The organism is Pseudarthrobacter sp. NPDC092439 (genome assembly GCF_044754945.1).
Classification (GTDB): domain Bacteria; phylum Actinomycetota; class Actinomycetes; order Actinomycetales; family Micrococcaceae; genus Arthrobacter.
Window position 1 is genome coordinate 175,804 of the sequence record NZ_JBIVQB010000001.1, and the last position, 23,961, is coordinate 199,764.

The 23,961-nt window shown below is 67.6% G+C and carries 22 protein-coding genes; 14 read left to right on the forward strand and 8 right to left on the reverse strand.

The window, feature by feature from the left end:
* Positions 1–49 precede the first annotated feature (49 nt).
* Positions 50–502, reverse strand: a complete 453-nt coding sequence (locus tag ACIQCM_RS00820) for a universal stress protein (RefSeq protein WP_400603976.1) — start codon at positions 500–502, stop codon at positions 50–52.
* A gap of 6 nt (positions 503–508) precedes the next feature.
* Complete coding sequence (locus ACIQCM_RS00825) at positions 509–979, reverse strand: pyridoxamine 5'-phosphate oxidase family protein (protein ID WP_400603974.1); 471 nt, start codon at positions 977–979, stop codon at positions 509–511.
* Between the two features lie 171 nt (positions 980–1,150).
* Here ACIQCM_RS00825 and ACIQCM_RS00830 point away from each other — a divergent pair, with 171 nt between their 5' ends.
* Positions 1,151–2,806 (forward strand): GAF domain-containing sensor histidine kinase, encoded by a 1,656-nt coding sequence (locus ACIQCM_RS00830; protein ID WP_400603972.1) that lies wholly within the window; start codon positions 1,151–1,153, stop codon positions 2,804–2,806.
* 19 nt (positions 2,807–2,825) lie between these two features.
* Here the strand turns inward: ACIQCM_RS00830 and ACIQCM_RS00835 are convergent, their stop codons facing one another.
* Positions 2,826–3,440, reverse strand: a complete 615-nt coding sequence (locus ACIQCM_RS00835) for a response regulator (protein ID WP_400604303.1) — start codon at positions 3,438–3,440, stop codon at positions 2,826–2,828.
* A gap of 260 nt (positions 3,441–3,700) precedes the next feature.
* Here ACIQCM_RS00835 and ACIQCM_RS00840 point away from each other — a divergent pair, with 260 nt between their 5' ends.
* The 4 genes from ACIQCM_RS00840 (at position 3,701) to ACIQCM_RS00855 (ending at position 8,258) form a co-directional block, all read left to right on the forward strand.
* Entirely contained in the window at positions 3,701–4,642 is a 942-nt protein-coding gene (locus tag ACIQCM_RS00840) for a 5'-3' exonuclease H3TH domain-containing protein (RefSeq protein ID WP_400603970.1), read from the forward strand.
* Between the two features lie 76 nt (positions 4,643–4,718).
* Positions 4,719–5,291 (forward strand): hypothetical protein, encoded by a 573-nt coding sequence (locus tag ACIQCM_RS00845; protein ID WP_400603968.1) that lies wholly within the window; start codon positions 4,719–4,721, stop codon positions 5,289–5,291.
* A 28-nt stretch (positions 5,292–5,319) separates the two neighbouring features.
* Entirely contained in the window at positions 5,320–7,944 is a 2,625-nt protein-coding gene (hrpB, locus tag ACIQCM_RS00850) for an ATP-dependent helicase HrpB (RefSeq protein ID WP_400603967.1), read from the forward strand.
* 167 nt (positions 7,945–8,111) lie between these two features.
* The gene (locus ACIQCM_RS00855) at positions 8,112–8,258 is read left to right on the forward strand and encodes a hypothetical protein (RefSeq protein ID WP_400603966.1); all 147 of its coding nucleotides are present in this window, start codon (positions 8,112–8,114) and stop codon (positions 8,256–8,258) included.
* A gap of 22 nt (positions 8,259–8,280) precedes the next feature.
* Here ACIQCM_RS00855 and ACIQCM_RS00860 read toward each other — a convergent pair whose 3' ends face one another.
* Positions 8,281–8,958: an alpha/beta family hydrolase gene (locus ACIQCM_RS00860; protein WP_400603965.1), complete on the reverse strand. Its 678-nt coding sequence runs from the start codon at positions 8,956–8,958 to the stop codon at positions 8,281–8,283.
* Between the two features lie 41 nt (positions 8,959–8,999).
* Here ACIQCM_RS00860 and ligD point away from each other — a divergent pair, with 41 nt between their 5' ends.
* Entirely contained in the window at positions 9,000–10,022 is a 1,023-nt protein-coding gene (gene ligD, locus ACIQCM_RS00865) for a non-homologous end-joining DNA ligase (protein WP_400603963.1), read from the forward strand.
* Positions 10,023–10,029: 7 nt separating this feature from the next.
* On the opposite strand, the gene ACIQCM_RS00870 is transcribed toward ligD, so the two are convergent.
* On the reverse strand, positions 10,030–10,650 hold the full coding sequence (locus ACIQCM_RS00870) for an L-threonylcarbamoyladenylate synthase (RefSeq protein WP_400603961.1): 621 nt from the start codon (positions 10,648–10,650) through the stop codon (positions 10,030–10,032).
* Positions 10,651–10,774: 124 nt separating this feature from the next.
* Between ACIQCM_RS00870 and ACIQCM_RS00875 the strand changes: the two genes are divergently transcribed.
* Positions 10,775–11,209, forward strand: coding sequence for a VOC family protein (locus ACIQCM_RS00875; RefSeq protein ID WP_400603959.1), 435 nt, complete (start codon positions 10,775–10,777; stop codon positions 11,207–11,209).
* Between the two features lie 5 nt (positions 11,210–11,214).
* Positions 11,215–11,760: a dihydrofolate reductase family protein gene (locus ACIQCM_RS00880; RefSeq protein WP_400603958.1), complete on the forward strand. Its 546-nt coding sequence runs from the start codon at positions 11,215–11,217 to the stop codon at positions 11,758–11,760.
* On the opposite strand, the gene ACIQCM_RS00885 is transcribed toward ACIQCM_RS00880, so the two are convergent.
* Positions 11,757–12,257 carry a hotdog fold thioesterase gene (locus ACIQCM_RS00885; protein ID WP_400603956.1) on the reverse strand — a complete coding sequence of 167 codons (501 nt, stop codon included), beginning with the start codon at positions 12,255–12,257 and terminating at the stop codon, positions 11,757–11,759. The genes ACIQCM_RS00880 and ACIQCM_RS00885 overlap by 4 nt on opposite strands.
* Positions 12,258–12,423: 166 nt before the next feature.
* On the opposite strand from ACIQCM_RS00885, the gene polA reads away from it, so the two are divergent.
* From polA to rpsA, 3 genes are all read left to right on the forward strand, one after another.
* Positions 12,424–15,066, forward strand: a complete 2,643-nt coding sequence (gene polA, locus ACIQCM_RS00890; protein ID WP_400604301.1) for a DNA polymerase I — start codon at positions 12,424–12,426, stop codon at positions 15,064–15,066.
* Positions 15,067–15,109: 43 nt separating this feature from the next.
* Positions 15,110–16,411 (forward strand): GNAT family N-acetyltransferase, encoded by a 1,302-nt coding sequence (locus tag ACIQCM_RS00895; protein WP_400603954.1) that lies wholly within the window; start codon positions 15,110–15,112, stop codon positions 16,409–16,411.
* Positions 16,412–16,609: 198 nt separating this feature from the next.
* Positions 16,610–18,088 (forward strand): 30S ribosomal protein S1, encoded by a 1,479-nt coding sequence (gene rpsA / locus ACIQCM_RS00900; protein WP_400603952.1) that lies wholly within the window; start codon positions 16,610–16,612, stop codon positions 18,086–18,088.
* A gap of 82 nt (positions 18,089–18,170) precedes the next feature.
* Here the strand turns inward: rpsA and ACIQCM_RS00905 are convergent, their stop codons facing one another.
* Together ACIQCM_RS00905 and ACIQCM_RS00910 are read right to left on the reverse strand one after the other, a co-directional pair.
* Positions 18,171–18,674 carry a GNAT family N-acetyltransferase gene (locus ACIQCM_RS00905; protein ID WP_400603950.1) on the reverse strand — a complete coding sequence of 168 codons (504 nt, stop codon included), beginning with the start codon at positions 18,672–18,674 and terminating at the stop codon, positions 18,171–18,173.
* Positions 18,658–19,347 (reverse strand): IMPACT family protein, encoded by a 690-nt coding sequence (locus ACIQCM_RS00910; RefSeq protein WP_400603949.1) that lies wholly within the window; start codon positions 19,345–19,347, stop codon positions 18,658–18,660. Before ACIQCM_RS00910 ends, ACIQCM_RS00905 begins: the two co-directional genes overlap by 17 nt.
* Before the next feature lie 80 nt (positions 19,348–19,427).
* On the opposite strand from ACIQCM_RS00910, the gene coaE reads away from it, so the two are divergent.
* The 3 genes from coaE to ACIQCM_RS00925 all read left to right on the forward strand — a co-directional run bounded on the left by coaE (position 19,428) and on the right by ACIQCM_RS00925 (position 23,953).
* Positions 19,428–20,651, forward strand: coding sequence for a dephospho-CoA kinase (coaE, locus tag ACIQCM_RS00915; protein ID WP_400603947.1), 1,224 nt, complete (start codon positions 19,428–19,430; stop codon positions 20,649–20,651).
* 9 nt (positions 20,652–20,660) lie between these two features.
* Positions 20,661–22,760 carry an excinuclease ABC subunit UvrB gene (gene uvrB, locus ACIQCM_RS00920; RefSeq protein WP_400603945.1) on the forward strand — a complete coding sequence of 700 codons (2,100 nt, stop codon included), beginning with the start codon at positions 20,661–20,663 and terminating at the stop codon, positions 22,758–22,760.
* Between the two features lie 164 nt (positions 22,761–22,924).
* Positions 22,925–23,953 carry a TerC family protein gene (locus ACIQCM_RS00925; protein ID WP_400603943.1) on the forward strand — a complete coding sequence of 343 codons (1,029 nt, stop codon included), beginning with the start codon at positions 22,925–22,927 and terminating at the stop codon, positions 23,951–23,953.
* Positions 23,954–23,961 lie beyond the last annotated feature (8 nt).

Here is a 23,961-nt window from a genome sequence, read left to right on the forward strand (position 1 = left end):
CATCCCTGCGTCCTCCTTAGCCGCCTTCAGGGCGTCGGCAGATGCGGGCCTACCCGTGCGGGCTTGTTTCCGGGGTATGGACCACCAGCACCGGGCAGTGGGCGTGCGCCACCAGGGCAGATGTGACCGAACCCAGCAGCATGCCGCCAAAGCCGCCGTGGCCCCGCTTGCCCACTACCACCAGGTCTGCGTGGCGGCTCGCTTCGATCAATGCGTCGCGCGGGTGCCCACGCACCAGGTGCGGATGAACATTCGACGGCGTGTCCCCGTCAAACGCAGCGGCCATCGCCTTCCGGAGGACAGCCCGCGCCTCCTCCTCGAATTCTTCGAAGCCCACGGCTACGTAGCCGGCGTACGCCTGCGGGTAGTCCCAGTATGCGGTGGCGTCCACCTCCGCCTGCAAGGCGGCAGCCAGCATGTGGCCCTGCCGCAAGGCCTCAAGGGAGGCATCAGATCCGTCCACGCCCACCAGGATGCGCTGGAACGGCTGTCCGCTACCCATGGCGGCCTATTCGAATCCGGCCCGGGTCACGTCATCGAGCGATGTGTGCCAGGCCATCGGGGCGGTCAGGTTGAAACGCCGTCCGGTGATTGAATCGGGGGTGATGCGGATCAAGTGCTCCTGGCCCACACCCTGCCAGGGGAACAGCCCGCGGCGGATCTGGTTGAGTTCCTCGCCGGTGGAGAGGGTGTCTTCCGCCCTGCCCTTGACCACAACGCTCCACGCGAGCCCAAATTCGGCGCTGAGGGCGTCCGCCTCCAGTGCCACCACGCTGTCCGCGGTTAAGGCCTGCTGCTTGGTGCCGGCGCCGGTACGGAACACGAGCGTGCGGCCGTCCACTGTGAAGTTCACGGGAAAGACGTCCGGATGTCCATCGGCAAGCACCGCCAGGCGGCCAACCTTGGCTTCCGCCAAGAGTTTCCAGCACTCGTCCGGGTCCAGGATTTCCGCTTCGGGAACCAAGTTCTTATTGCTCATGCCGCGAGCCTACGGGGGAGCGCTGTCCGGAAACAGGGCCCAAAGACCCGCATGGCAGTATGCCGGGCGGCTGCGTCTCTCCTAGACTCATCAGAGAGGATCGTTCGGGCTCCGCTGGATGGCGGCAACAGGAGGTCAGGTGTGGGCAACGAACTGCCATGGAGTTCTCCCATGACCAGGAAGGCCGAAGACCTCCTGCGCGAATTCGTGGCCAGGGCAGATGAGCTCCTGGATTCCCAGGAACGGATCAACGGCCTGCTCGCCGCCGTGGTTTCGCTGGCCGAGGACCTCAGCCTGGAGGCAGTGCTGGACCGCGTGGTCCAGTCCGCCTGTGTGCTGGTGGGCGCCAAGTACGGTGCGTTGGGCGTGATCGGGGAGGACCGGAAGCTCAGCCACTTCATCACCGTCGGCATCGACGAGGACGGTATCCGTTCCATCGGGGACTTCCCTACAGGACACGGTGTCCTGGGCCATCTGATCCGCGAACCCCGGCCCCTCCGGCTTCATGACCTCGGGGCCCATCCCATGGCTTCGGGCTTCCCGGCCAACCACCCGCCCATGAATTCGTTCCTGGGTGTCCCGGTGCGGGTACGGGACGCCGTGTTCGGCAACCTCTACCTCACGGAGAAGAGCGGCGGGCAGGATTTCAGCCCCGAGGACGAGGACCTTGCCGTGGCGCTCGCAGCTGCCGCCGGCGTGGCCATCCAGAATGCCCGGCTCTTCGAAGACAGTGGCCGGCGGCAGCGGTGGCTGGAAGCGGGCATGGAGCTCAGCAACCGGCTGATCACCGCCGGCGCCCCGGCAGACGCACGCACGCTGGACCAGGTGGCGGAAGCGGCCCTGAAGGTCTCAGCCTCGGCACTTGCGGTGATCGCCGTCGCCGGGTCCGACGGCGTACTTCGCTGCCGCTCCGCGCTCGGCGAGCAGGGGATGCAGTCCGGGCAGGAAATCGGATCCCCGGATGTAGTGGAAACCGTCATGGCGACGGGGGAGTCGCGGCTGGTCCGGGATCCCCGCATGGTTTTCGGCGAGGGTGCCGCGGAAAAGCTGGGGCCCGTGCTGGTCTGTGGTCTGGGCCACCGGGGAACAAACAACGGGGTGCTGCTCCTGGCCCGGCCCAAAGGCGCCGCCAGCTTCAACCAGGCGGACATCGACTCCAGTTCCCTTTTCGGCAGCAGGATCGGTGTTGCCCTTGACCTGGCTCATGTGAATGCGCTCCGCGAGCAGAACCTCCTGTTCACGGACCGGGAACGCATTGCCCGGGATCTTCACGACCTGGTGATCCAGCGGCTGTTTGCGGCCGGGCTGAGCATCCAGAGCCTGCGCCGCTACACCGCCGATCCGGTGGCGCATGAACGGATCGCCGCCGTCACCGGCGAACTTGATGACACCATTCGGGAACTCCGCGACACCATCTATTCGCTGCGCACCGGTGAGGTGGAGCGGGAGCCCCTGACCCGCCGCGTCCTCCGCGTTGTCCAGGAGGGCTCGCGCGGGCAAGCCGTCCGGCCCCAGGTGGCCTTCGCCGGTCCGGTGGACAGCTCAGTGCCGGAGGACGTGGCCGGCCATCTTCTGTCCGTGCTCTCGGAAGGGCTCAGCAACGCACTGCGGCACTCCGAGGCGGACGCAATCTCCGTTTCGCTCACCGCCGGCGGCGGCGGCGTGGACCTGGTGGTGGAAGATAACGGAAAGGGCTTCGACCCGCCGGAAGGCGAAAGCGGCCTGGCCAACATGCGCAGCCGGGCGGCGCTGCTGGGGGGATCATGCACCATCGACAGCACGCCCGGAGCCGGGACGCGGATCCGTTGGTCCGCTCCCGTCAGCTGACCTGCGGTCCGGTCCTGCCCTATCCGCTGGTCCTGGTGACGTAAACGGCCGCCTGGGTGCGGCGCTCGAAGCCGAGCTTGGCCAGGATGGAGGACACATAGTTCTTGACGGTTTTTTCGGCAAGGAACAGCTCTTCGCCGATCTGGCGGTTGGTCAGTCCGCGGCCGATGAGCGCCAGCACCTTCTTTTCCTGGGCGCTGAGGGCCTCGAGTCGTGGATCGGATGGAGCCTCGGTGAGCCCGTCGATAATCTGTTGCTCGACGCCCGGGGCGAAGAGCGATTCGCCGGCGGCTGCCCGCCGGATGCCGTCCAGGAGCGCGTCGCTCCGGATCTGTTTGAGGATGTAGCCGGATGCGCCGGCCAGGACCGCGCCGCGGAGGGCCTGTTCGTCGTCGTAACTGGTCAGGATCAGGCAGCGGAGACTTGGATCCAGGGACCGGACATCGCGGCAGACCTCGATGCCGGTGCCGTCCGGCAGGCGCCCGTCAAGGACCGCGATGTCGGGCTGGAGGGCCGGGATGCGGCGCGTGGCTTCGGCGGCGGAACCGCTTTCGCCTATCACAGTGAATTCCTCCCCTTCGAGGAGGTCCTTCAGTCCCTGCCGGACGAGCTCGTGGTCATCGAGGATGAACACCCGGATGCCCCCTTGCTGTCCTGCCGGTCCGGCCTGTCCCGCATCCTGCCTGTGCACGTGGTGCTCCCGTTCTTCCTGCCGGTCCATGCACACCGTGTGCACGGCCCTGATGGGCATGCAGTCCATTCTTCCCTTCGGAACGGGCTCCCGGTAGGGACCAAAGACCGCACCTGCGTGTCCAGGCTGCCAGGCGGGCTGCGGCTCCTGCAACCGGCTTCACGGTGCGCTCTTTCCGAGTCTGATCCGTGGCAGGATCAGGTATGCCTGACCGCCTGATGCTTCTGGACACCGCGTCACTGTACTTCCGTGCCTTCCATGGCCTGCCGGACACGCTGCGGCGCTCCGACGGAACTCCCGTGAACGCCGTCCGGGGCCTCCTCGACATGATCGCCCGGCTGGTGGCCGATTTCCGGCCAAACCACCTGGTGGCGTGCTGGGATGACGACTGGAGACCGCAGTGGCGCGTCAACCTGATCCCGTCCTACAAGGCCCACCGGGTGGCCCGGGCCCGGCCAAATGAGCCGGATCTTGAAATTGTCCCGGCGCAGCTGGAACAGCAGCTGCCCATGATCCGCACCGTGCTTGGCGCGGCAGGAATCGCCGTTGTGGGCGCGCCCGGGTTCGAGGCGGACGACGTCGCCGGCACCTATGCCAGCCACGCGGAAATGCCGGTGGACGTGGTCACGGGGGACCGCGACCTGTTTCAGCTTTGCGATGACGAGCGGCAGGTCCGCGTCCTTTACACGGCGCGCGGCATGAAGAACCTGGAGGTCATGACCGAGCTGTCCGTCGTGGAAAAGTACCGGGTGCTGCCCCGCCAGTATGCCGACTTCGCTACCCTGCGCGGCGACGCCTCGGACGGGCTGCCCGGCGTGGCCGGAATCGGCGAGAAAACCGCGGCGTCGCTGCTGCTTCGCTACGGCACGGTCGAGCGGCTGTTGGAAGCGGCCGCCGCGCCGGCAAGTCCGGTTGCGGCTCCCGTGCGGGCCCGGCTGGCTGCCGCGGCCGGGTACCTGAAGGCGGCACCCGCCGTCGTCCGGCTGGCCCGGGACGTGCCACTGCCCGGCCTGGAGGACGCCGGCGCGGCACTCAAGCCCCTTCCGGCGGACCGCCTGCGGGAACTTGAACGCCTTGCTGGAGAATGGAACCTGGGCGGTTCGGCGGGGCGCCTGATTGCAGCCCTGTCGCGGTTGGAGCAATAGGTAGTAAGCTTGCTGATCAATACCGTGGTGGCTGAGTGGCCGGCACGGGGAAACTTACGGACGCAGGGGGACGCCCATGGACCAGGACAGCGCTCCTGCAGTTGTGCCACGGCCTGCCGGCCGGGTGTTGGCGCCGGGCGGCCGGCGGGCCGCCCTCGCCTTTCTCGCCCTTCTCGCAGCGGCCGCCATCGCCATGGCAGCCATTCCGGCGCTGCGCAACGCTGAACCGAACGATACGGCCCTTCGCGGTCTCCAGATCCGCGTCCTTGCCCTCACCCAGGCAGCCGCCGAGAACCGGATAGACGGCGCCCTGGACGCCCTGGCTGCGCTCGAGCGCGACCTTGACGAGGCCGCCAGTTCCGGGCTCATTTCGGATGCCCGCTTCAAGGGCATCGACGCGGCGCTTGAGGCTGTTCGGGCGGACCTGATGCGGGAGGCCGACGCCGGAGCTGCCGCCGCCAAGGCCGCCGTCGCAGCCGTGTCTCCCACCCCCACTCCGACGCCCGCCACAGCACCCCCGGCACCGGCTCCGGTTCCTGAACAGCCGGTAGTGGTGCAGGAACCGGCACCGAACCCGGCAGCCAAGCCGGGGCCCCCTGCCGATGCCCAGGAACCCAAGGGCAAGGCGAAGGGCGCCGGAAAGCCCTGACTGCGTCCCGGGCAGGCAGAATGGACGGATGACTCCCGTGCGCCAGGACAGCCCAGCCCGGGGCGCGGCTCCCTTTGACCTCGACACCATCGGCTCGGGACTCGCCTTCGCCGGTTCCCTGCCTGCGTTGGCTTCCGCGCTGGCGGCGGGAGAGGGGGACGGAACCGGCGCCGCCGCTGTGGTCCAGGCCCCGCCCGGGACCGGAAAGACCACCCTGATCCCGCCGCTCCTGGCTAACCTGTCGCCGGACACGCGGGTGGTGGTCACCCAACCGCGGCGCGTGGCAGCACGGTCGGCGGCCCGGCGGCTCGCCGCCCTGGACGGCAGTACCCTCGGCAGCCGAGTCGGCTACGCGGTGCGCGGCGAGCGCAATGCAGGTCCCCAAACCCGGGTCGAGTTCATCACCCCCGGCATCCTGCTTCGCCGGCTCCTGGCGGATCCCGGCCTGGACGGCGTAGGTGCCGTGGTCCTGGATGAAGTCCACGAACGCGGCCTGGACACTGATCTCCTGATCGGCATGGTGGCCGAGGTCCGCGCCCTCCGCGGCGACCTCGCCGTCGTCGCCATGTCCGCCACCCTGGACGCCGGCCGGTTCGCCGCGCTCCTGGCAGGGGACGACGGCGGCGCCCCGGTCCCAGTCGTCGGCTGCCCTTCCGTCCTGCACCACCTGGAAACCCGCTGGCGTCCTGCACCCGGTCCACGGCTGGACGGCCGCGGCGTGGCGCGCGCGTTCCTGGACCACCTGGCCGCCACCGCCGCGGACGCCCACGCGCAGGCGCTGGCGGCCGACGGCAGCACCGACGCGCTGGTCTTCCTGCCCGGCGCGCGGGAGGTGGCACACGTGGCCTCGGCGCTCCGCGGAAGAACGGGCGGCACCACGGACATCCTGGAACTCCACGGGCAGGCGGGCGCCGCAGAACAGGACCGGGCGGTTTCCGGCCGGACGCCCGGCGGCCGGCCCCGGATCATCGTGTCCACGGACCTGGCGGAATCCTCGCTGACCGTCCCCGGAGTCCGGCTGGTGGTGGACTCCGGCCTCACCCGCGAGCCCCGCCGGGATGCGGCCCGCGGCATGAGCGGGCTGGTGACCGTCTCCTGCTCGCAGGCATCCGCAGTGCAACGGGCCGGCCGTGCGGCGCGGCAGGGTCCGGGCACCGTGGTGCGCTGCTACAGCGACCAGGCGTTCGGCGCGGCTCCCGCCCACGTCACGCCCGAAATCGCGACTGCGGACCTGGCGGGGGCCGCCCTCGTGCTGGCATGCTGGGGCTCCCCGCGCGGTGACGGACTCGCGCTGCCGGATCCGCCGCCGGGACCCGCGATGGACGAGGCCATGGAGCTGCTCCGGGAACTCGGCGCCGTGGACGCCGGCGGGCATGCCACCGCCCACGGCAGGCTCCTGGCCGGCATCCCCGCCGACCCCAGACTCGCCCGTGCCCTCTTGGATGGCACGCCCGTGGCAGGTGCCCTGGCAGCGGAGGTTGTTGCTGTCGTGGCCGGGGACCACAGGGCGGCCGGGGCCGACCTGGTCAGGCTGCTGAGCCGGCTTCGTTCCGACAACGGACCAGAAGGCCGCAGGTGGGCAGATGAAGCGCGCCGCCTCCGCGAAGTGGCGCGGCGGGCGGGGGAGCGTCGGGGGACCGGAGCCTCCGGTGACACCGCCGCCCTGGTGGGTGCCGTCGTCGCGCTTGCCTACCCGGACCGCGTCGCGCGCCGGGTGCCGGGCGACGGGCCCGAACGGTACCTGCTGTCCTCCGGCACGCGCGCGGGGCTGCCGGCCGGCAGCAGCCTTGCCGGGCACGAGTGGCTGGCCGTTGCAGAGGTAGCCCGGGCAGAGGGACGGGACGCGGCAGGTACAGGCGCCGTGATCCGCGCGGCGGCACCCCTCGGTGCGGATGCCGCCGAGTCCTGCGCTGCGCATCTGTTGTCCGAAGAGGTGGAAGCGGAAGTGGTCCAGGGCAAGGTTGCCGCCCGCCGGATCAGGCGCCTTGGCGCCATCGTGCTGGCGTCCACGCCGGTCCGCCCCTCGCCGGAGCAGGGGCGTGCCGCAGTGGCCCGGCTGCTGAGGCGGGACGGCCTGGGGTCACTGGAATGGTCGACGGCGGCAGCGGCCCTTCGCCGCCGGCTCGCCTTGCTGCGCCGCGAACTGGGGAAGCCGTGGCCGGTCGTCTCGGACGAGGCCCTGCTGGCGGATCCCGATGCCTGGCTGGGGCCGGAACTCGAAGCACTGGGCGGCGGTGCGGCTTTCGGATCCGTTGACCTGACTGACCCGCTCCGCCGGCTGCTGCCGTGGCCTGAGGCCGCCGCGTTGGACCAGCTCGCCCCCGAGTGGCTCACCGTCCCCAGCGGCTCACGGATCCGCGTGGACTACCCCGAGGCGGGGGACCTGGACGCCCGTCCCGTGGTGGCCGTCAAGCTGCAGGAATGCTTTGGCCTGGCGGAGACGCCGAGGGTCGCGGGAGGGAAGGTGCCTGTCCTGTTCCATCTCCTGTCGCCCGCGCGGCGGCCGCTGGCGGTCACCGACGACCTGCCGTCCTTCTGGTCCGGCCCCTACGCCCAGGTCCGCGCCGAGATGCGGGGGCGCTATCCGCGGCATCCGTGGCCCGAGGATCCGTGGTCCGCGCCCGCAACGGCCCGGACAAACCGGCGGAGATAGCCTGGTCCTCCTCCCCGCCCACGGGTGCCTCCTGTCCCGCCGGCCAGCGCGGGGTGAAGTCTTCGATACACAGCCGAAACCTGCAATCGATGCGTTGAAACATGCCCCCGTTACGCTCGTTGGCACCCGGACGTTGCCGTCCGGACCCAACATGGAAGGACAACGGAATGTTTCTCTTGAACAGCAGCAACTTCCTGACGGACGCCGGGGCAGGGCGGGACGATCAGCCGGCCGGCAGTGGACAGGCCGGCTCTGCCGAAGGGCGGATCACCTCGGCCGCCTGGGAAGGCTGGTGGTACGACGGCGCAGCCTGACCCCTGGCACGGTGCGCCCGGCTCAGGCTGGACGGGCGATGAACTCCGCCACCGGCGCAGCCAGGGACGCGCCAATTTCTTCGGCCGGCCGTTTCCGGCCGGCTGCCGCAAAGGAGTGGTCGCCGCCGTCGATCCACTGCAGGACGGCGCTGGTCCCGATCCGTGAGACAACGTCCTCGAGGATCTGCGGGGTGGCAAAGGTATCCCGGGTGCCCTGGAGGAAGAGCATGGGCAGCGTGAGCCCGTACAGGTGTTCGTCCCGCAGCTTCCCGGGCTTGCCGGGGGCGTGCAGCGGGTAACCCAGATACACCAGCCCCGCGGCGGGCATCCCTTCGGCCACCGCCATGGAGGCCATCCGCCCGCCGAACGATTTGCCTGCTGCCCACACCGGTCCGGTGTCGCCGTGCTGCTCTGCCTCCTTCGCCGCCGCGGCCATCACCGCACGCCAGGTTGCAACGGCTGCGGGCGGGCGGTCCGGGAAGCGCCGCCCTGCTTCGCGGTACGGAAAGTTGAACCGCAGGGTTGCCAGGCCCAGATCGTTGAGCCCTGCCGTGAATCCGGCCAGGAAAGGATGGTCCATGCCGGCTCCGGCACCGTGGGCCACAACGAGGGTGGCCGTCGGCGCCGCGGGGCGCTCGTAGGCAACGGACACTGTTGCCTCGCCCGCCGGCAGCGGGATGTGCAGTTCGGTCAGGGGCATGCCTCCATCATGCCGGACGGGGCGGGGTGTACGTTGTCCCCATGGCGAGCGAACAGACCACCATCACCGTTCCGGGCCCCAATGGGGAGCGCGAGGTACGCATTTCAAGCCCGGCCCGGGTCCTCTGGCCGGAGCTTGGCATCACCAAGCTTGACCTGGCCCGGTACGTAAGTGACGTCGGCGAAGCCTTCATCGCGGCCAACGGCGGCCGGCCGGTCTCGCTGCAGCGGTTCTCCGACAATGTGGACGGCGAGCAGTTCTTTTCCAAGAACCCGCCCAAGGGTGCACCGGAGTTCATCCGGTCGGTCAAGGTGGTGTACCCCAGCGGCCGGTCGCATCCGCAGCTGGTCATGGACGAACCGGCCGCCGCGGTCTGGGCTGTCCAGATGAACACCATCGTGTTCCATCCGTGGCCGTCCCGCGCCGACAACACGGACAATCCGGACCAGCTGCGGATCGACCTCGATCCCCAGCCCGGCACCGGATTCGAAGAGGCAGTCCCCGCAGCCCTGGTCCTGAAGGATGTCCTGGCGGAGGCCGGGCTCACCGCTTTCATCAAGACCTCAGGGAACCGCGGCCTGCACGTCTACGCGCCCATCCGGCCCGACCGGGAGTTCCTGGACGTCCGGCACGCCGTCATCGCCGCTGCCCGCGAAGTGGAGCGGCGGATGCCGGAGAAGGTCACCACGGCCTGGTGGAAGGAAGAACGCGGCACCAAGGTGTTCCTGGACTACAACCAGGCGAACCGTGACCGCACCATTGCCGGCGCCTACAGTCCCCGTGCCCTGCCGCACGCTCCGGTGTCCTGCCCAATTACGTGGGAGGAACTGCCGGACGCGGACCCCCGCGATTTCACGGTGCAGACCGTCCCCGGGCGGCTAAGGACCGTGGGGGACCCCTGGGCCGGCTTCGGCGATAAACCGGGCAGGATCGACACGCTGCTCGAATGGTGGGAACGCGACAGCAGCAGCGGGCTGGGCGAACTGCCTTTCCCGCCGGACTATCCCAAGATGCCCGGGGAGCCGCCCCGGGTCCAGCCCAGCCGGGCCAGGAAGCAGGACTAGCAGGACCTCACTCGAACCTGGACGGATCTCCCGTGCCACGGCGCACCACATCTGCCACACCGCTGGAGAAGTCCACCACCGTGGTGGGTTCGGCTCCGCAGTCGCCGGCGTCGATGACGGCGTCCACCACGTGGTCCAGGCGTTCCTTGATTTCCCAGCCCTGCGTCAGTGGATCCTCCTCGTCCGGCAGCAGCAGGGTGCTGGAGAGCAGCGGTTCGCCCAGTTCGGCCAGCAGCGCCTGCACCACCCGGTTGTCAGGAATCCGGACGCCCACCGTCTTCTTCTTCGGATGCAGCAGCCGCTTGGGCACTTCGCGGGTGGCCGGCAGGATGAAGGTGTAGCTGCCCGGGGTGACGGACTTGATGCTGCGGAACACGTCGTTGCCGATGTTGACGAACTGGCCCAGCTGTGCGAAATCCCGGCACACAAGTGTGAAGTGGTGCTTGTCATCCAGTTGCCGGATGGCCCGGATGCGGTCCAGCGCATCCTTGTTGCCCATTTGTGCGCCCAGCGCATAGCAGGAATCCGTGGGGTAGGCGATCAGTCCGCCGTCGCGCACTATCTGGACGGCCTGCGCGATGGCGCGAGGCTGCGGGTCCTGGGGGTGAACGTCAAAGTATCTGGCCATGGACAGAGCCTACGTCTCCCGCCCCCTGAAGCGCAGCCCGCCCCTACCCACCGCGTGCATGATGGGGCAGGATGTTGTCTGGTTCCATCAGTGCAGCACCCGTTTCCAGATCAAGGAGATCCGCATGCCCACCACACTGAACCCTTACCTCGGCTTTCGCGACAACGCGCGGGAGGCGATGACGTTTTACCAGTCCGTGTTCGGCGGAGAGCTGACGGTGAGTACCTTTGCGGATTTCCAGGCCAGCAAGGACCCGGCCGAGGCGGACAAGGTGATGCACAGCATGCTGACCACCACCCAGGGCATGGTGCTGATGGGCGCTGACACGCCCAACAGCATGGAACACACGCCGGGGTCAGCAATTTCCATCTCGCTCAGCGGCGACGACGAAGTGGAACTGCGCGGCTACTACGAGAAACTCTGCGCGGACGGCGGCTCGGTCACGGTCCCCATGGAGCGCGCCCCCTGGGGCGACATTTTCGGCATGTGCACGGACCGGTTCGGCATCGCGTGGCTGGTCAATGTCAACAACGGGCAGGCCTCCGCGGGCGCGTCCTGACCCCCGTGACAACCATCCAGTACTTCGTGGGCGCATCCCTCGACGGGTTCATCGCCACGCCCGACGACGGGCTGGACTGGCTCCTGCAGTTCGACGGATTCGACGGCGGCCAGGAAAGTTACGACTCCTTCATGGCCGGCGTCGGCTGCCTCGCCATGGGGCGGAGCACCTATACCTGGCTGCGGAAGCACGGCCCGGAGGTTTGGCCGTATCCCGGCATTCCCTGCTACGTCTTCACCCGGCACGAGCATGCCGCCCCGCCGGATTCGAACATCACCTTCGTGCGCGGTGACGTCCGCGAATTCGTGGATGACCTGAAGCAGGACGCACGCGGGCGGAACGTGTGGGTCATGGGCGGCGGGAACCTCGCTGCGCAGTTTGCCGAGGCCGGCCTGCTTGATGAGCTGATCGTGTCCCTGGTTCCTGTGGTACTGGGCGAGGGCAAGCGCCTCCTGCCCATGGCGGGCCCGACGCCGCCGCTTGAGCTGGCTGCCTCACGCACCATGGGCAGGGGCGTGGTGGAGTTGCGGTACCGCCTGCGGGCGGGCTAACCGGCCGGTCGCTGACCGGTGGGCCTACGTTCACCCGTTGGATTGTCCCGCAGCAGGTTGGTGATCCGCGCCGTCGAGAGCCGCCTGCCGGCGCTGTCCGTCACCACTATCTCGTGCGTGGCCAGGGTGCGGCCCAGGTGGATGGCCCTGCACGTGCCGGTGACGGTGCCCGTGGAGATGGAGCGGTGGTGCGTTGCGTTGACCTCGATGCCGACGGCGTGGCGGTCCGGACCGGCGTGCATGGCGGAGGCGAAGGAACCGAGCGTTTCGGCCAGCACCACGTGGGCGCCGCCGTGCAGGATTCCTGCCACCTGGGTGTTGCCCTCTACCGGCATGGTGGCCACGGAAAGTTCGGGGTCCATTTCCACGAAGCGGATACCCATCTTCACCACCAGCGGGCCGATGCCGTAGCGTCCCAGCCAGCCGTGCAGGTGCTCGGGAACGCCGGCGGCGGCCAGCTCTGCCGCGAAGGGGCCGGGCGTGAAATTGTCCATCATGGCAACTAGGCTGGCACCTGTGAGTGAAACAACCAAACCGGCCCCCTTCCCCTCCCAGACCCTTCAGGAAGAGCCTGCTTCGCAGGGAACTCCGGTTTCAGCGACCGACGCCCCCGTGGTCCCGATGACGGGCCAGCCGCGGCTCCTGGTCCTGGACGGCCACTCCATGGCGTTCCGGGCATTCTTCGCCCTTCCGGCAGAAAAGTTCTCCACCTCGAACGGCCAGCACACCAACGCCATCCACGGTTTCACCTCGATGCTGATCAACCTGATCAAGGAACAGCAGCCCACCCACATCGCGGTGGCATTCGACGTCTCGGATGAGACTACGCACCGCAAGGCCGACTACAGCGAGTACAAGGGCGGCCGGAACGAAACCCCGCGCGAGATGAGCGGGCAGATCGACCTCATCGCCCAGGTCATGGAGGCCTGGGGCATCAAGACCATCAAAATGCCGGGCTACGAGGCGGACGACATCCTGGCCACCCTCGCGGCAATGGGTGAAAAGGCCGGCTTCGAAGTGTTGCTGGTTTCCGGCGACCGGGACGCCTTCCAGCTCATCACCGACAACGTGTTCGTGCTGTACCCCAAGAAGGGCGTCAGCGACATTCCGCGCATGGACGCCGCCGCCATCCACGCCAAATACTTCGTGGGACCCAACCACTACTCGGACCTTGCCGCCCTGGTGGGGGAGACGGCGGACAACCTCCCCGGCGTGCCCGGCGTGGGCCCCAAGACCGCCGCCAAATGGATCAATCTTTACGGCGGGCTGGAAGGGGTGCTGGAAAACCTCGATGCCATTGGCGGGAAAGTGGGCGATGCCCTCCGCGAGAACGTGGAGAACGTCAAGCGCAACCGCCGGCTGAACCAGCTGCACACGGACCTTGAACTGCCGGTCACCCTCGAAGACCTTTACCAGCCCCGCCCGGACCAGGCAGCCCTGGAAGACCTGTTCGATCAGCTGGAATTCAAGACGATCCGCAGCAGGCTTTTCGCCCTTTACGGCGACGACACCGCGCCTGCGGCTGAGCGCGAATCCATCGACACGCCCGCGTACGCCACCCCGGCTTCCGCCGCTGAGCTTCAGGCATTCCTGGCGGCGGGCACAGGGCAACGCTCAGCCCTGGCCGTTGACCTGGTCCCCGGCCGGATCGGCGAGGACGCCGCCGCAGTGGCCATCGTCCGCCCCGACGCGGCGGTGTACCTGGACCTGGCGGCCCAGGACGCGGAGACCGAAAGTGTGCTGGCAGCCTGGCTCCGGGATCCGGAGGCTCCCAAGGTCATGCACGGATTCAAGGCCGCACTGAAGGCACTTACTGCCCGCGGCCTGGAACTCGAAGGCGTTGTGGATGACACCTCCATCTCCGGATACCTGATCCAGCCGGACCGCCGGACGTACGAGCTCGCGGAACTTGCCCAGCACCACCTGAACGTCGGCATCCCGTCCGCAACGGCAAAGGCGGGCCAGTTGGAACTGTCCTTTGACGGGGACGATGCCGCCGCCGCGGACGCGCTGGTCCAGGCAGCCGCCGTCGTACTCTCGCTGAGCCGCTACTTCGAAGCGGAACTGAAGGAACGGCGCGCCGAGGAACTGCTCTCCACGCTGGAACTGCCGGTCAGCCGCGTGCTGGCGGACATGGAGCTGGCGGGTATCGGCATCGACATGGCCCGGATGGACGAACAGCTCGCTGACCTGTCGCGGGTGATCGACCATGCCCAGGAACAGGCGTTCGCCGCGATCGGCCACGAGGTGAACCTGGGTTCGCCCAAGCAGCTGCAGGCCGTCCTGTTCGACGAACTCCAGCTGCCCAAGACCAAAAAGATCAAGTCCGGCTACACCACGGACGCCGCCTCCCTGAAGAACCTCCTGGAAAAGACCGGGCACGAGTTCCTGGTCCAGCTCATGGCGCACCGCGAGGCCGCCAAGCTGCGCCAGATGGTGGAGTCACTGAAGAAGTCCGTGGCCGAGGACGGTCGGATCCACACCACCTACGCCCAGAACGTGGCCGCCACCGGCCGGATCTCCTCCAACAACCCCAACCTGCAGAACATCCCCATCCGCAGCGAGGAGGGCAGGCGGGTCCGCGGCATCTTCGTGGTCAGCGAGGGTTATGAGTGCCTGCTCTCCGCGGACTACTCACAGATCGAAATGCGGATCATGGCCCATCTGTCCGGGGACGAAGGGCTGATCCAGGCGTACAGGGACGGCGAGGACCTGCACCGGTTCGTCGGCTCCAACATCTTCCACGTGCCCACGGACCAGGTCACCAGCGCCATGCGCTCGAAGGTCAAGGCGATGTCCTACGGACTGGCATACGGGCTGACGTCTTTCGGCCTGTCCAAGCAGCTGGAAATCTCGGTGGACGAGGCCCGCACCCTCATGAAGGACTACTTCGACCGGTTTGGCGCCGTCCGCGATTACCTGCGCGGCGTGGTGGACCAGGCGCGGATCGACGGATACACGGCCACCATCGAAGGCCGCCGCCGCTACCTCCCTGACCTGACCAGCACGGACCGCCAGCTGCGGGAGAACGCCGAGCGCATCGCCCTGAACAGTCCCATCCAGGGATCCGCGGCGGACATCATCAAACGCGCCATGCTGGGCGTCCACGCCGAACTGCACGCGCAGGGGCTCAAGTCCCGGATGCTGCTGCAGGTCCATGACGAACTGGTGCTGGAAGTGGCCCCCGGCGAACGGGATGCCGTGGAGCGGCTGGTCACGGAACAGATGGCTGCGGCGGCGGACCTGCGGGTACCGCTCGAGGTGCAGATCGGCGTCGGTCCCAGCTGGTACGACGCCGGCCACTGACCCGACGCTGGCCCTTCCGCGGATCCGTGGCTAGGCTCGGGGCGTGGGAGATCCAGGGGTGGACTACGAAATCCGGCGGTTCGAACCGGCAACCAAGGGCAGTCCCGGCTATGCCGCCGCGGCTGCGTGGATGCAGGCTGTCGCGTTCGGTTTCCATGACGAGCGCCGTACGGACGCCCGCGTGGACCGGGGCCTGGAGATGCATCTTGTGGACCGGCGGATTCTCACGGGTGCTTACCGGACAGGGCCGGCGCCGGCCCATGCCCTGGGGCCGGACGTGCCCGTGGCCACCTTCGGCACCATGGACAAGACGCTCAACGTGGGCTTCGGCAGGCTCCTCGAAACCCGCCTGGTAACGGCCGTGACCGTGCGGACACCGCACCGCCGCCGTGGCCTGCTGCGCCGCATGATGATCGGGGAACTGGCGCTGGCCCAGGAACAGGGGCTGGCCATGGCGGCCCTCACCGCGTCCGAGGCCTCCATCTACGGGCGCTTCGGGTTCGGCGCGGCCACGTCCGAGCAGTCCATCAAGGTGGACACCCGTGCCCGGTTCGCCCTCGACCACGCGCCGATGGGCACCGTGGAAGTAGCCGACCCCAAAGTGCTGCTGGAGCTCGCGCCGCAGATATTTGAGCGTGTTCACCGCCTGACCCCGGGTTCCATCGGGCGGCACGAGTTTTACCGCCAGTTTGTCTCCGGCTCCGTCCGCCGGGAAGGCGAAGACGGGGACCCGAAGGTCCGGGCTGCCTTGCATTACGGGCCCGACGGCGGAGTGGACGGCTATGTGTCCTACCGGTTCTGCGGCTGGGACAAGGAGCCCTACACCATGGAAATCGTGGACCTGGTGGCTGCAACCCGGGACGCTTACCTGGAATTGTGGCAGTACCTTGCCGCGATTGACCTCGTGGAGCGGATCACGTGGGAGGAGGCGCCGGTGGACGACCCCCTGCCCTGGGCGCTGGCGGATTCCCGCTGCGTGGATGCCTCAACGCCCAGGGACATGCTGTGGCTGCGCATCCTGGACGTGGGGAAAGCCCTCGAAGCCCGGAAATTTTCCGCAGACGGCCGCCTCCTGCTCAAGGTGGCCGACCCTCTTGGCCTCGACGACGGAACGTTCGAGCTGAACGTCCAGGGCGGGGAAGCCACCGTCGAACGCGTTTCACCCGGTCACGAAGCCGACCTTGAGTTGGATATCTCCGCGCTCTCGTCGGTCTACCTCGGCGCCGTGCACCCGGTGACACTCACGGCCGCCGGGCGGATCCGGGAAGGCGCACCCGGAGCCGCCGCCCGCGCCGCCGCCATGTTCGCCGTCGAACGCCCCGCCCACTGCCTGACGCACTTCTGAGCCCTTTCGCTTTTGACCCGTGTTGTGCGCAGCGACTAGAATGAACGGGCGTGCACTACGCGCGCTCTTTGTAAAATCCACAAAATCAGGATGACCCGGAGGATCCGTCGGATTCACCGCGAATCGCGCCTGCGTTCCATGACGCGGGCGCGCCGGTTTGCCTGACCGACTAACTATCCACAACGGAGCCCCTACTACATGACCATCACCTCCACCGAGAAGCCCGGTACCCCCGTAGTCGCGATCAACGACATCGGTACCGCTGAGGACTTCCTCGCAGCTGTCGACGCCACCATCAAGTACTTCAACGACGGAGACCTCGTTGAAGGCACCGTCGTCAAGGTCGACCGCGATGAAGTCCTGCTCGACATCGGTTACAAGACCGAAGGTGTCATCCCCTCCCGCGAGCTTTCCATCAAGCACGACGTTGACCCCGGAGACGTTGTCTCCGTCGGCGATCAGGTCGAGGCCCTGGTGCTCACCAAGGAAGACAAAGAAGGCCGCCTGATCCTCTCCAAGAAGCGTGCTCAGTACGAGCGTGCCTGGGGCGACATCGAGAAGGTCAAGGAAGAAGACGGCGTCGTCACCGGTACCGTCATCGAGGTTGTCAAGGGTGGTCTTATCCTCGACATCGGCCTGCGCGGCTTCCTGCCCGCATCCCTCGTCGAGATGCGCCGTGTGCGCGACCTGGCTCCGTACATCGGCCAGCAGATCGAAGCCAAGATCATCGAGCTGGACAAGAACCGCAACAACGTTGTTCTGTCCCGCCGTGCATGGCTCGAGCAGACCCAGTCCGAGGTCCGCTCCACCTTCCTCAACAAGCTGGAAAAGGGCCAGGTCCGTCCCGGCGTTGTTTCCTCCATCGTCAACTTCGGTGCCTTCGTGGACCTGGGCGGCGTAGACGGCCTCGTCCACGTTTCCGAGCTGTCCTGGAAGCACATCGACCACCCGTCCGAGGTTGTCGAAGTTGGCCAGGAAGTCACCGTCGAGGTTCTCGAGGTCGACCTGGACCGCGAGCGCGTCTCCCTGTCGCTCAAGGCTACGCAGGAAGACCCGTGGCAGACCTTCGCCCGCACCCACGCCCTCGGCCAGGTTGTTCCGGGTAAGGTCACCAAGCTGGTTCCGTTCGGTGCGTTCGTCCGTGTCGAGGACGGCATCGAAGGCCTCGTGCACATCTCCGAGCTGGCTGTCCGCCACGTGGAGCTGGCCGAGCAGGTTGTCTCCGTTGGCGACGAGCTGTTCGTCAAGGTCATCGACATCGACCTGGAACGCCGCCGCATCTCGCTGTCCCTCAAGCAGGCCAACGAGGGCGTCGACGCCGACAGCACCGAATTCGATCCCGCTCTGTACGGCATGGCCGCAGAGTACGACGAAGAGGGCAACTACAAGTACCCCGAGGGCTTCGATCCCGAGTCCAACGAGTGGCTTGAAGGCTACGAGAACCAGCGCGCCGCCTGGGAGCAGCAGTACGCTGACGCCCAGACCCGTTGGGAAGCCCACAAGAAGCAGGTTGCCCAGCACGCTGCTGACGACGCCGCTGCTGCCACCTCCGGTGACAGCGACTCCGGCGCCACCAGCTACTCTTCGGAGCCCGCTGCCGAGTCCAACGCCGGTGCAGGCACGCTTGCATCCGACGAGGCCCTCGCCGCGCTGCGCGAGAAGCTGACCGGCAACTAATTGCCACCGGCCCTTCCGGGCCAACGCAGCGGACCCCCTGCCCACCGGCAGGGGGTCCGCTGCGTTTAAGGGCTGCAGGCGGTCAAAGCCCTACCGTGGCCAGGACGGTTCCGTCATCTTCCCCGGCCAGCGTGGCCCCCAGCCCGGACAGGAGCTGCTGTGCGGCCAGGTTACCGGCAAGGGTCCGGGCCCGCACCTGTGCCAGCCCCGCCTTCCGCGCCTCTGCCAGCAGCAGCGTCAGGGCCGCACCTCCGACACCGCGGGAACGGAAACTCCTGCCCAGCCAGATCCCTGCCTCGCCGGCGGGCTCCCTGCCCGTAACCTCCGTGCGTTTGAGCCGCACGGAACCGGCCACCTCGCCGCAGCACAGAACGGCCCAGGTCTTTTCGCCGGACCGACCGTCGAGCCCGTCCGCGGCAGCGCGGTGGTGGGCGCGGAACCAGGCGGTGCGTTCGGCGTTCCAGCCGGGCCCGCCCAGCGGGGGAGCCACCTCGTCCGGGGACGCGTCCCGCTTCGCGAGGGCCAGCAACGACTCCATGACGGCGTCGTCCACGTCCACCAGGGACACGTCAGGCAAGTGCGGCATCCACCCACTCCGTTCCCTCCGGGGCCAGCTCAACGCTGCCGGCTGTCAGCACCTGCAGCCGTTCCGCGGCAGCGGCGATGGCTTCGGCGTTATCGGCTACAGCCAGGCGCAGGACCGTGTCCCCGGCGCCGTAGCTGGTCCCTGCCATCACGAAGCCGGCGGCCCGGAGGTCGTTTTCCAGCCTGCCTGCTGCCGCGTGGGGTACCGCCGCGGAACAGATGCGCAGCCGGCTGCGCCGCACCAGGGGCACCAGTGAGAGCGCAGAGGAGACCGATTCCGAGTAGGCGCGGACCAGCCCGCCGGCGCCGAGCAGGATTCCGCCGAAATAACGGACGACGACGGCACTCACGTCGCTGAGGTCAGCCACCCCGGGTGCGGTCTCCCTTTTGGCCAGGGCGTCGAGCATCGGGATTCCTGCGGTTCCGGACGGTTCGCCGTCGTCGCTGGAGCGCTGGACGTCACGGTCAGGGCCGAGGATGAAGGCGGAACAGTGGTGCCGCGCGTCGTGGAATTCACGCCGGAGTCCGGCCACCAGCTCCCGGGCCTCTTCCTCGGTGCCGGCGCGGCGCAGGACCGTGATGAACCGGGAGCGCTTGACCTCGATCTCCTGCCGGAAATCCGGACCCGCTGCCAGCGTGGTGTAGGACGTGGTCCTGCTCTCTTGCGCATGCATCCGCCCCAGTCTAGGCCCCCCACCCACCGGCGCTGCATCCGGCCGGGACCTGCGGACGGTCCGGCTAGTAGGCTGGCGGCGTGTTGAAAATTGGACTGACGGGCGGGATCGCTTCGGGGAAATCGGTGGTAGCCGCCCGGCTGCGGGAACGCGGCGCCGAGCTGGTGGACGCCGACGCGCTGGCCCGCGAAGTGGTTGAGCCCGGGACCGAGGGCCTGGACCGAATCGTGCGTGAGTTCGGCAGCGGCATGATTGGCGGCGACGGCCGGCTGGACCGTGCCCGGCTCGGCGCGGCGGTCTTCGGCGATCCCGGCCGGCTCGCGGCGTTGAACGCCATCGTGCACCCCCTGGTCCGGGCCCGCGCTGCGGCGATCACGGCTGCCGCACCGGAGGACGGCGTGGTGGTCCAGGACATTCCGCTCCTGGTGGAAACCGGCCAGGGGGATGATTTCCATCTGGTGGTGGTGGTTGATGCGCCGGATGGCGTGCGGGTGCAACGGATGCGGGAGCACCGCGGGATGACCGAGGACGAGGCCCGTTCGCGGATGGCCGCCCAGGCCACTCGGGAGGACCGGATCGCGGCGGCGGACGTCGTGCTGGACAACGGCGGCAGCGTCGACGGGCTGCTGGAACAGGTGGACGCACTGTGGGATGACAGGCTGGTGCCGTTTGCCCGCAACCTGGCCACCGGCCGCCGCGCGCCCCGGACCGGCGGACCCATCCTGGCACCGCACCGTCCGGAGTGGGCCCGGCAGGCAGCCCGGACGGCGGCTCGACTGCGCGCAGCGGCCCCGGAACTCATCCTGGCCGTGGACCATATCGGCTCCACTTCGGTGCCGGGCCTGGCCGCGAAGGACGTCATCGACCTGCAGGTGGCAGTGCGGGACCTGGCCGACGCGGACACCCTCGCACCGGCGCTGGCGGCCGCCGGTTTCCCGTTGGTGCCGGGCATCGGGCAGGACGCCCCCAAACCATCGCAGTCCGATCCCGCCCTGTGGCAGAAGAGGTTCCACGCCAACGCCGACCCCGGCCGGCCGGTCAACCTCCACGTCCGGCCTGCCGGCTCTGCCGGCTGGCGCTTCGCCCTCATGTTCCGGGACTGGCTGCGGTCCGACGCGGCCGCCCTCACCCTCTACGCGAAACATAAAACGGGGCTGGCCGAGCGCTTCGCCGGCGCCGCGGATACCGAAGCCTATGCCGCGGCCAAGGAACCGTGGTTCGCCGGGGTCGCCTGGCCCCGGATGTCCGCCTGGGCCGCGGCGACCGGGTGGGAGCCGCCGTCGTACCCTCCCGCCCGGCTGTAGATTAGATTCATGAGCCTTGCGCAGGATATCAACCGTGTTGTAGCGCCCTTCGAGGTCATCAGCGACTTCAAGCCGGCCGGTGACCAGCCCGCCGCCATCGCCGAACTCACCGAACGCATCAGGAACGGCGAGAAGGATGTGGTGCTGCTGGGCGCCACCGGAACCGGCAAGAGCGCCACCACGGCCTGGCTGATCGAGCAGGTACAGCGGCCCACCCTGGTCATGGTGCAGAACAAGACCCTCGCCGCACAGCTCGCCAACGAGTTCCGGGAACTCCTGCCCAACAACGCGGTGGAATATTTCGTCTCCTACTACGACTACTACCAGCCCGAAGCGTACGTGGCGCAGACCGATACCTTCATCGAGAAGGACTCCTCCATCAACGAGGAAGTGGAGCGGCTCCGGCACTCTGCCACCAACGCGCTGCTCACCCGCCGCGATGTGGTGGTGGTGGCCACCGTGTCCTGCATCTATGGCCTGGGCACCCCCGAGGAGTACATCGCCGGGATGGTGACGCTCCGCAAGGGCGACGAGATGAACCGTGACCATCTCCTCCGGAAGTTCGTCGCGATGCAGTATGCCCGCAACGACATCGACTTCCACCGCGGCACCTTCCGCGTGCGGGGCGACACGGTGGAGATCATCCCCATGTATGAGGAACTGGCCATCCGGATCGAGTTCTTCGGCGACGAGATCGAAAACATCCAGACGCTCCACCCCGTCACCGGTCAGGTGATCCGGGACGAAGAAGAAATGTACGTTTTCCCTGCGTCGCACTACGTCGCCGGTCCCGAACGCATGGCCAGGGCCATCAAGCGGATCGAAGACGAACTGGCGGACCGGCTCAAGGTGCTCGAAAGCCAAAACAAGCTCGTCGAGGCCCAGCGGCTCCGGATGCGCACCACGTACGACCTCGAAATGATGCAGCAGATGGGCTTCTGCAACGGCATCGAGAACTACTCGGTGCACATTGACGGCCGCGAGCCGGGCTCCGCGCCGCACTGCCTCCTGGATTACTTCCCGGACGATTTCCTGCTGGTCATTGACGAATCCCACGTCACCGTCCCGCAAATCGGCGCCATGTACGAAGGCGACATGTCCCGCAAGCGGAACCTCGTGGACTTCGGCTTCCGACTGCCATCGGCCATGGACAACCGCCCGCTGAAATGGGATGAATTCCTGGAGCGCGTGGGCCAGACCGTCTACCTGTCCGCCACGCCCGGCAAGTACGAACTCGGCAAGGCGGACGGCTTCGTGCAGCAGATCATCCGGCCCACCGGGCTCATCGACCCGGAAGTGGTGGTCAAGCCCACCAAGGGCCAAATCGATGACCTCCTGGGAGAGATCAAGGAAAGGACGGAGCGGAACGAACGCGTCCTGGTCACCACCCTCACCAAGCGGATGGCCGAGGACCTCACCAACTATCTCCTGGGCCACGGCGTCAAGGTGGAGTACCTGCACTCGGACGTCGACACGCTACGCCGGGTGGAGTTGCTGCGCGAGCTGCGGATGGGCACATTCGACGTACTCGTGGGCATCAACCTGCTCCGGGAAGGCCTTGACCTGCCGGAAGTGTCCCTTGTCAGCATCCTCGATGCGGACAAGGAAGGATTCCTGCGCTCCTCCACCTCGCTGATCCAGACCATCGGCCGCGCCGCCCGTAACGTCTCCGGCCAGGTCCACATGTACGCGGACCGCATCACGGATTCGATGGCGCATGCCATCGACGAAACCAACCGGCGCCGTGCCATCCAGGTGGCGTACAACACCGAAAACGGCATCGACCCGCAGCCGCTTCGGAAGAAGATCGCTGACATCACGGACCAGCTGGCCAAGGAAGACGCCGACACGCAGGAGCTGCTCAACAACAACCGCCTGGCCAAGGGCGCCAAGAGGACCAGGTCCGCAGCCAAGGGTGCAGCCAAGGTCCGTTCCGACGGACTGGCCGCGGCGCCCGCCGAGGACCTGGTGGGCCTGATCGAACAGCTCACCGAGCAGATGCACGGCGCGGCCGCCGAGTTGCAGTTCGAAGTGGCCGCCAGGATCCGCGACGAGGTCAGCGAACTGAAGAAGGAACTGCGGCAGATGCAGGCCGCCGGGCACGCCTGAGGTAGAGTTAAGGCCACGTAGGGGAGTATCCCGAGCGCTACGATCGTCAACACGCAGGGCATGGTTGCCCCGCCGGGCGTAGCGGGCCGCCAATTCAGCACCAAGTGCGCCGGCAGGCCGGAGAGACTTACACCGCATCTCTGTACCCTGCGAAAGGCTGCCCTGTGCTTGAATTACCCGTGTGGTTCGAGGTTGGCTCGTTTGCCGTCCTCGGACTGATCCTCCTGATTGACCTTCTCCTGGTGGTCCGCCGTCCGCACGAACCCTCCATGAAGGAAGCCGGCCTGTGGGTGGCGTTCTACGTCAGCCTTGCACTGATCTTCGCCGGCGCCATGTTCTTCTTTACCGGCCCCGAATACGGCGGCCAGTTCGTGGCAGGCTGGGTCACCGAATACAGCCTCAGCATCGACAACCTCTTCGTCTTCATCATTATCATGGCCCGCTTCTCGGTACCCCGGAAGTACCAGCAGGAAGTGCTGATGGTGGGCATCATCATCGCCCTGATCCTGCGCGGCATCTTCATCATGCTCGGCGCCATCGTGATCGAGCAGTTCAGCTGGGTCTTCTACATCTTCGGCGCATTCCTCCTCTGGACCGCCTGGAAGCAGGCCCAGGATGAGGGTGAAGACGAGGAGGACCGCGAGAACCCCATGATCGCCGCCATCCGCAAGGTGATCCCCATGTCGGAGAAGTTTGACGGCAACAAGCTCCGCACCACGGTGGACGGCAAGAAGGTCTTCACCCCCATGCTGATCGTGTTCATCACCATCGGCCTCACGGACCTGCTGTTCGCAGTGGACTCCATCCCGGCCATCTTCGGCCTGACCCAGAGCCCGTTCATCGTGTTCACCGCCAACCTGTTCGCCCTGATGGGGCTGCGCCAGCTGTACTTCCTGCTCGGCGGCCTCATGAACCGCCTGGTCTACCTGAAGCACGCACTGTCCTTCATCCTCGCCTTCATCGGCGTGAAGCTGGTCCTGCACGCGATGCACGTCAACGAGCTGCCCTTCATCAACGGCGGCCAGCACATCGAATGGGCCCCGGAGATTCCCACCTTCGTCTCCCTGGCTGTCATCGTCGGCACCATCATCATCGCCGTTATCGCCAGCCTGATCAGCTCCAAGGCCGCTGCGGCCCACATTGACCCGCGGCTTGAGGAAGATGCCCGGAAGAGCCACAGCGACGTCGACTAGCCGGTTGG

Bases quoted from the DNA above. Each gene is read 5' to 3' on its own strand.
- hrpB (WP_400603967.1), top strand. From the start codon at position 5,320: ATGACTCCCGTGCGCCAGGACAGCCCAGCCCGGGGCGCGGCTCCCTTT.
- ligD (WP_400603963.1), top strand. From the start codon at position 9,000: ATGGCGAGCGAACAGACCACCATCACCGTTCCGGGCCCCAATGGGGAG.
- ACIQCM_RS00855 (WP_400603966.1), top strand. From the start codon at position 8,112: ATGTTTCTCTTGAACAGCAGCAACTTCCTGACGGACGCCGGGGCAGGG.
- ACIQCM_RS00910 (WP_400603949.1), bottom strand. From the start codon at position 19,347: ATGCATGCGCAAGAGAGCAGGACCACGTCCTACACCACGCTGGCAGCG.
- rpsA (WP_400603952.1), top strand. From the start codon at position 16,610: ATGACCATCACCTCCACCGAGAAGCCCGGTACCCCCGTAGTCGCGATC.
- uvrB (WP_400603945.1), top strand. From the start codon at position 20,661: ATGAGCCTTGCGCAGGATATCAACCGTGTTGTAGCGCCCTTCGAGGTC.
- ACIQCM_RS00875 (WP_400603959.1), top strand. From the start codon at position 10,775: ATGCCCACCACACTGAACCCTTACCTCGGCTTTCGCGACAACGCGCGG.
- ACIQCM_RS00905 (WP_400603950.1), bottom strand. From the start codon at position 18,674: ATGCCGCACTTGCCTGACGTGTCCCTGGTGGACGTGGACGACGCCGTC.
- ACIQCM_RS00840 (WP_400603970.1), top strand. From the start codon at position 3,701: ATGCCTGACCGCCTGATGCTTCTGGACACCGCGTCACTGTACTTCCGT.
- ACIQCM_RS00885 (WP_400603956.1), bottom strand. From the start codon at position 12,257: ATGATGGACAATTTCACGCCCGGCCCCTTCGCGGCAGAGCTGGCCGCC.
- ACIQCM_RS00830 (WP_400603972.1), top strand. From the start codon at position 1,151: ATGACCAGGAAGGCCGAAGACCTCCTGCGCGAATTCGTGGCCAGGGCA.
- ACIQCM_RS00820 (WP_400603976.1), bottom strand. From the start codon at position 502: ATGGGTAGCGGACAGCCGTTCCAGCGCATCCTGGTGGGCGTGGACGGA.
- ACIQCM_RS00870 (WP_400603961.1), bottom strand. From the start codon at position 10,650: ATGGCCAGATACTTTGACGTTCACCCCCAGGACCCGCAGCCTCGCGCC.
- ACIQCM_RS00825 (WP_400603974.1), bottom strand. From the start codon at position 979: ATGAGCAATAAGAACTTGGTTCCCGAAGCGGAAATCCTGGACCCGGAC.
- polA (WP_400604301.1), top strand. From the start codon at position 12,424: ATGGCGTTCCGGGCATTCTTCGCCCTTCCGGCAGAAAAGTTCTCCACC.
- ACIQCM_RS00845 (WP_400603968.1), top strand. From the start codon at position 4,719: ATGGACCAGGACAGCGCTCCTGCAGTTGTGCCACGGCCTGCCGGCCGG.
- ACIQCM_RS00860 (WP_400603965.1), bottom strand. From the start codon at position 8,958: ATGCCCCTGACCGAACTGCACATCCCGCTGCCGGCGGGCGAGGCAACA.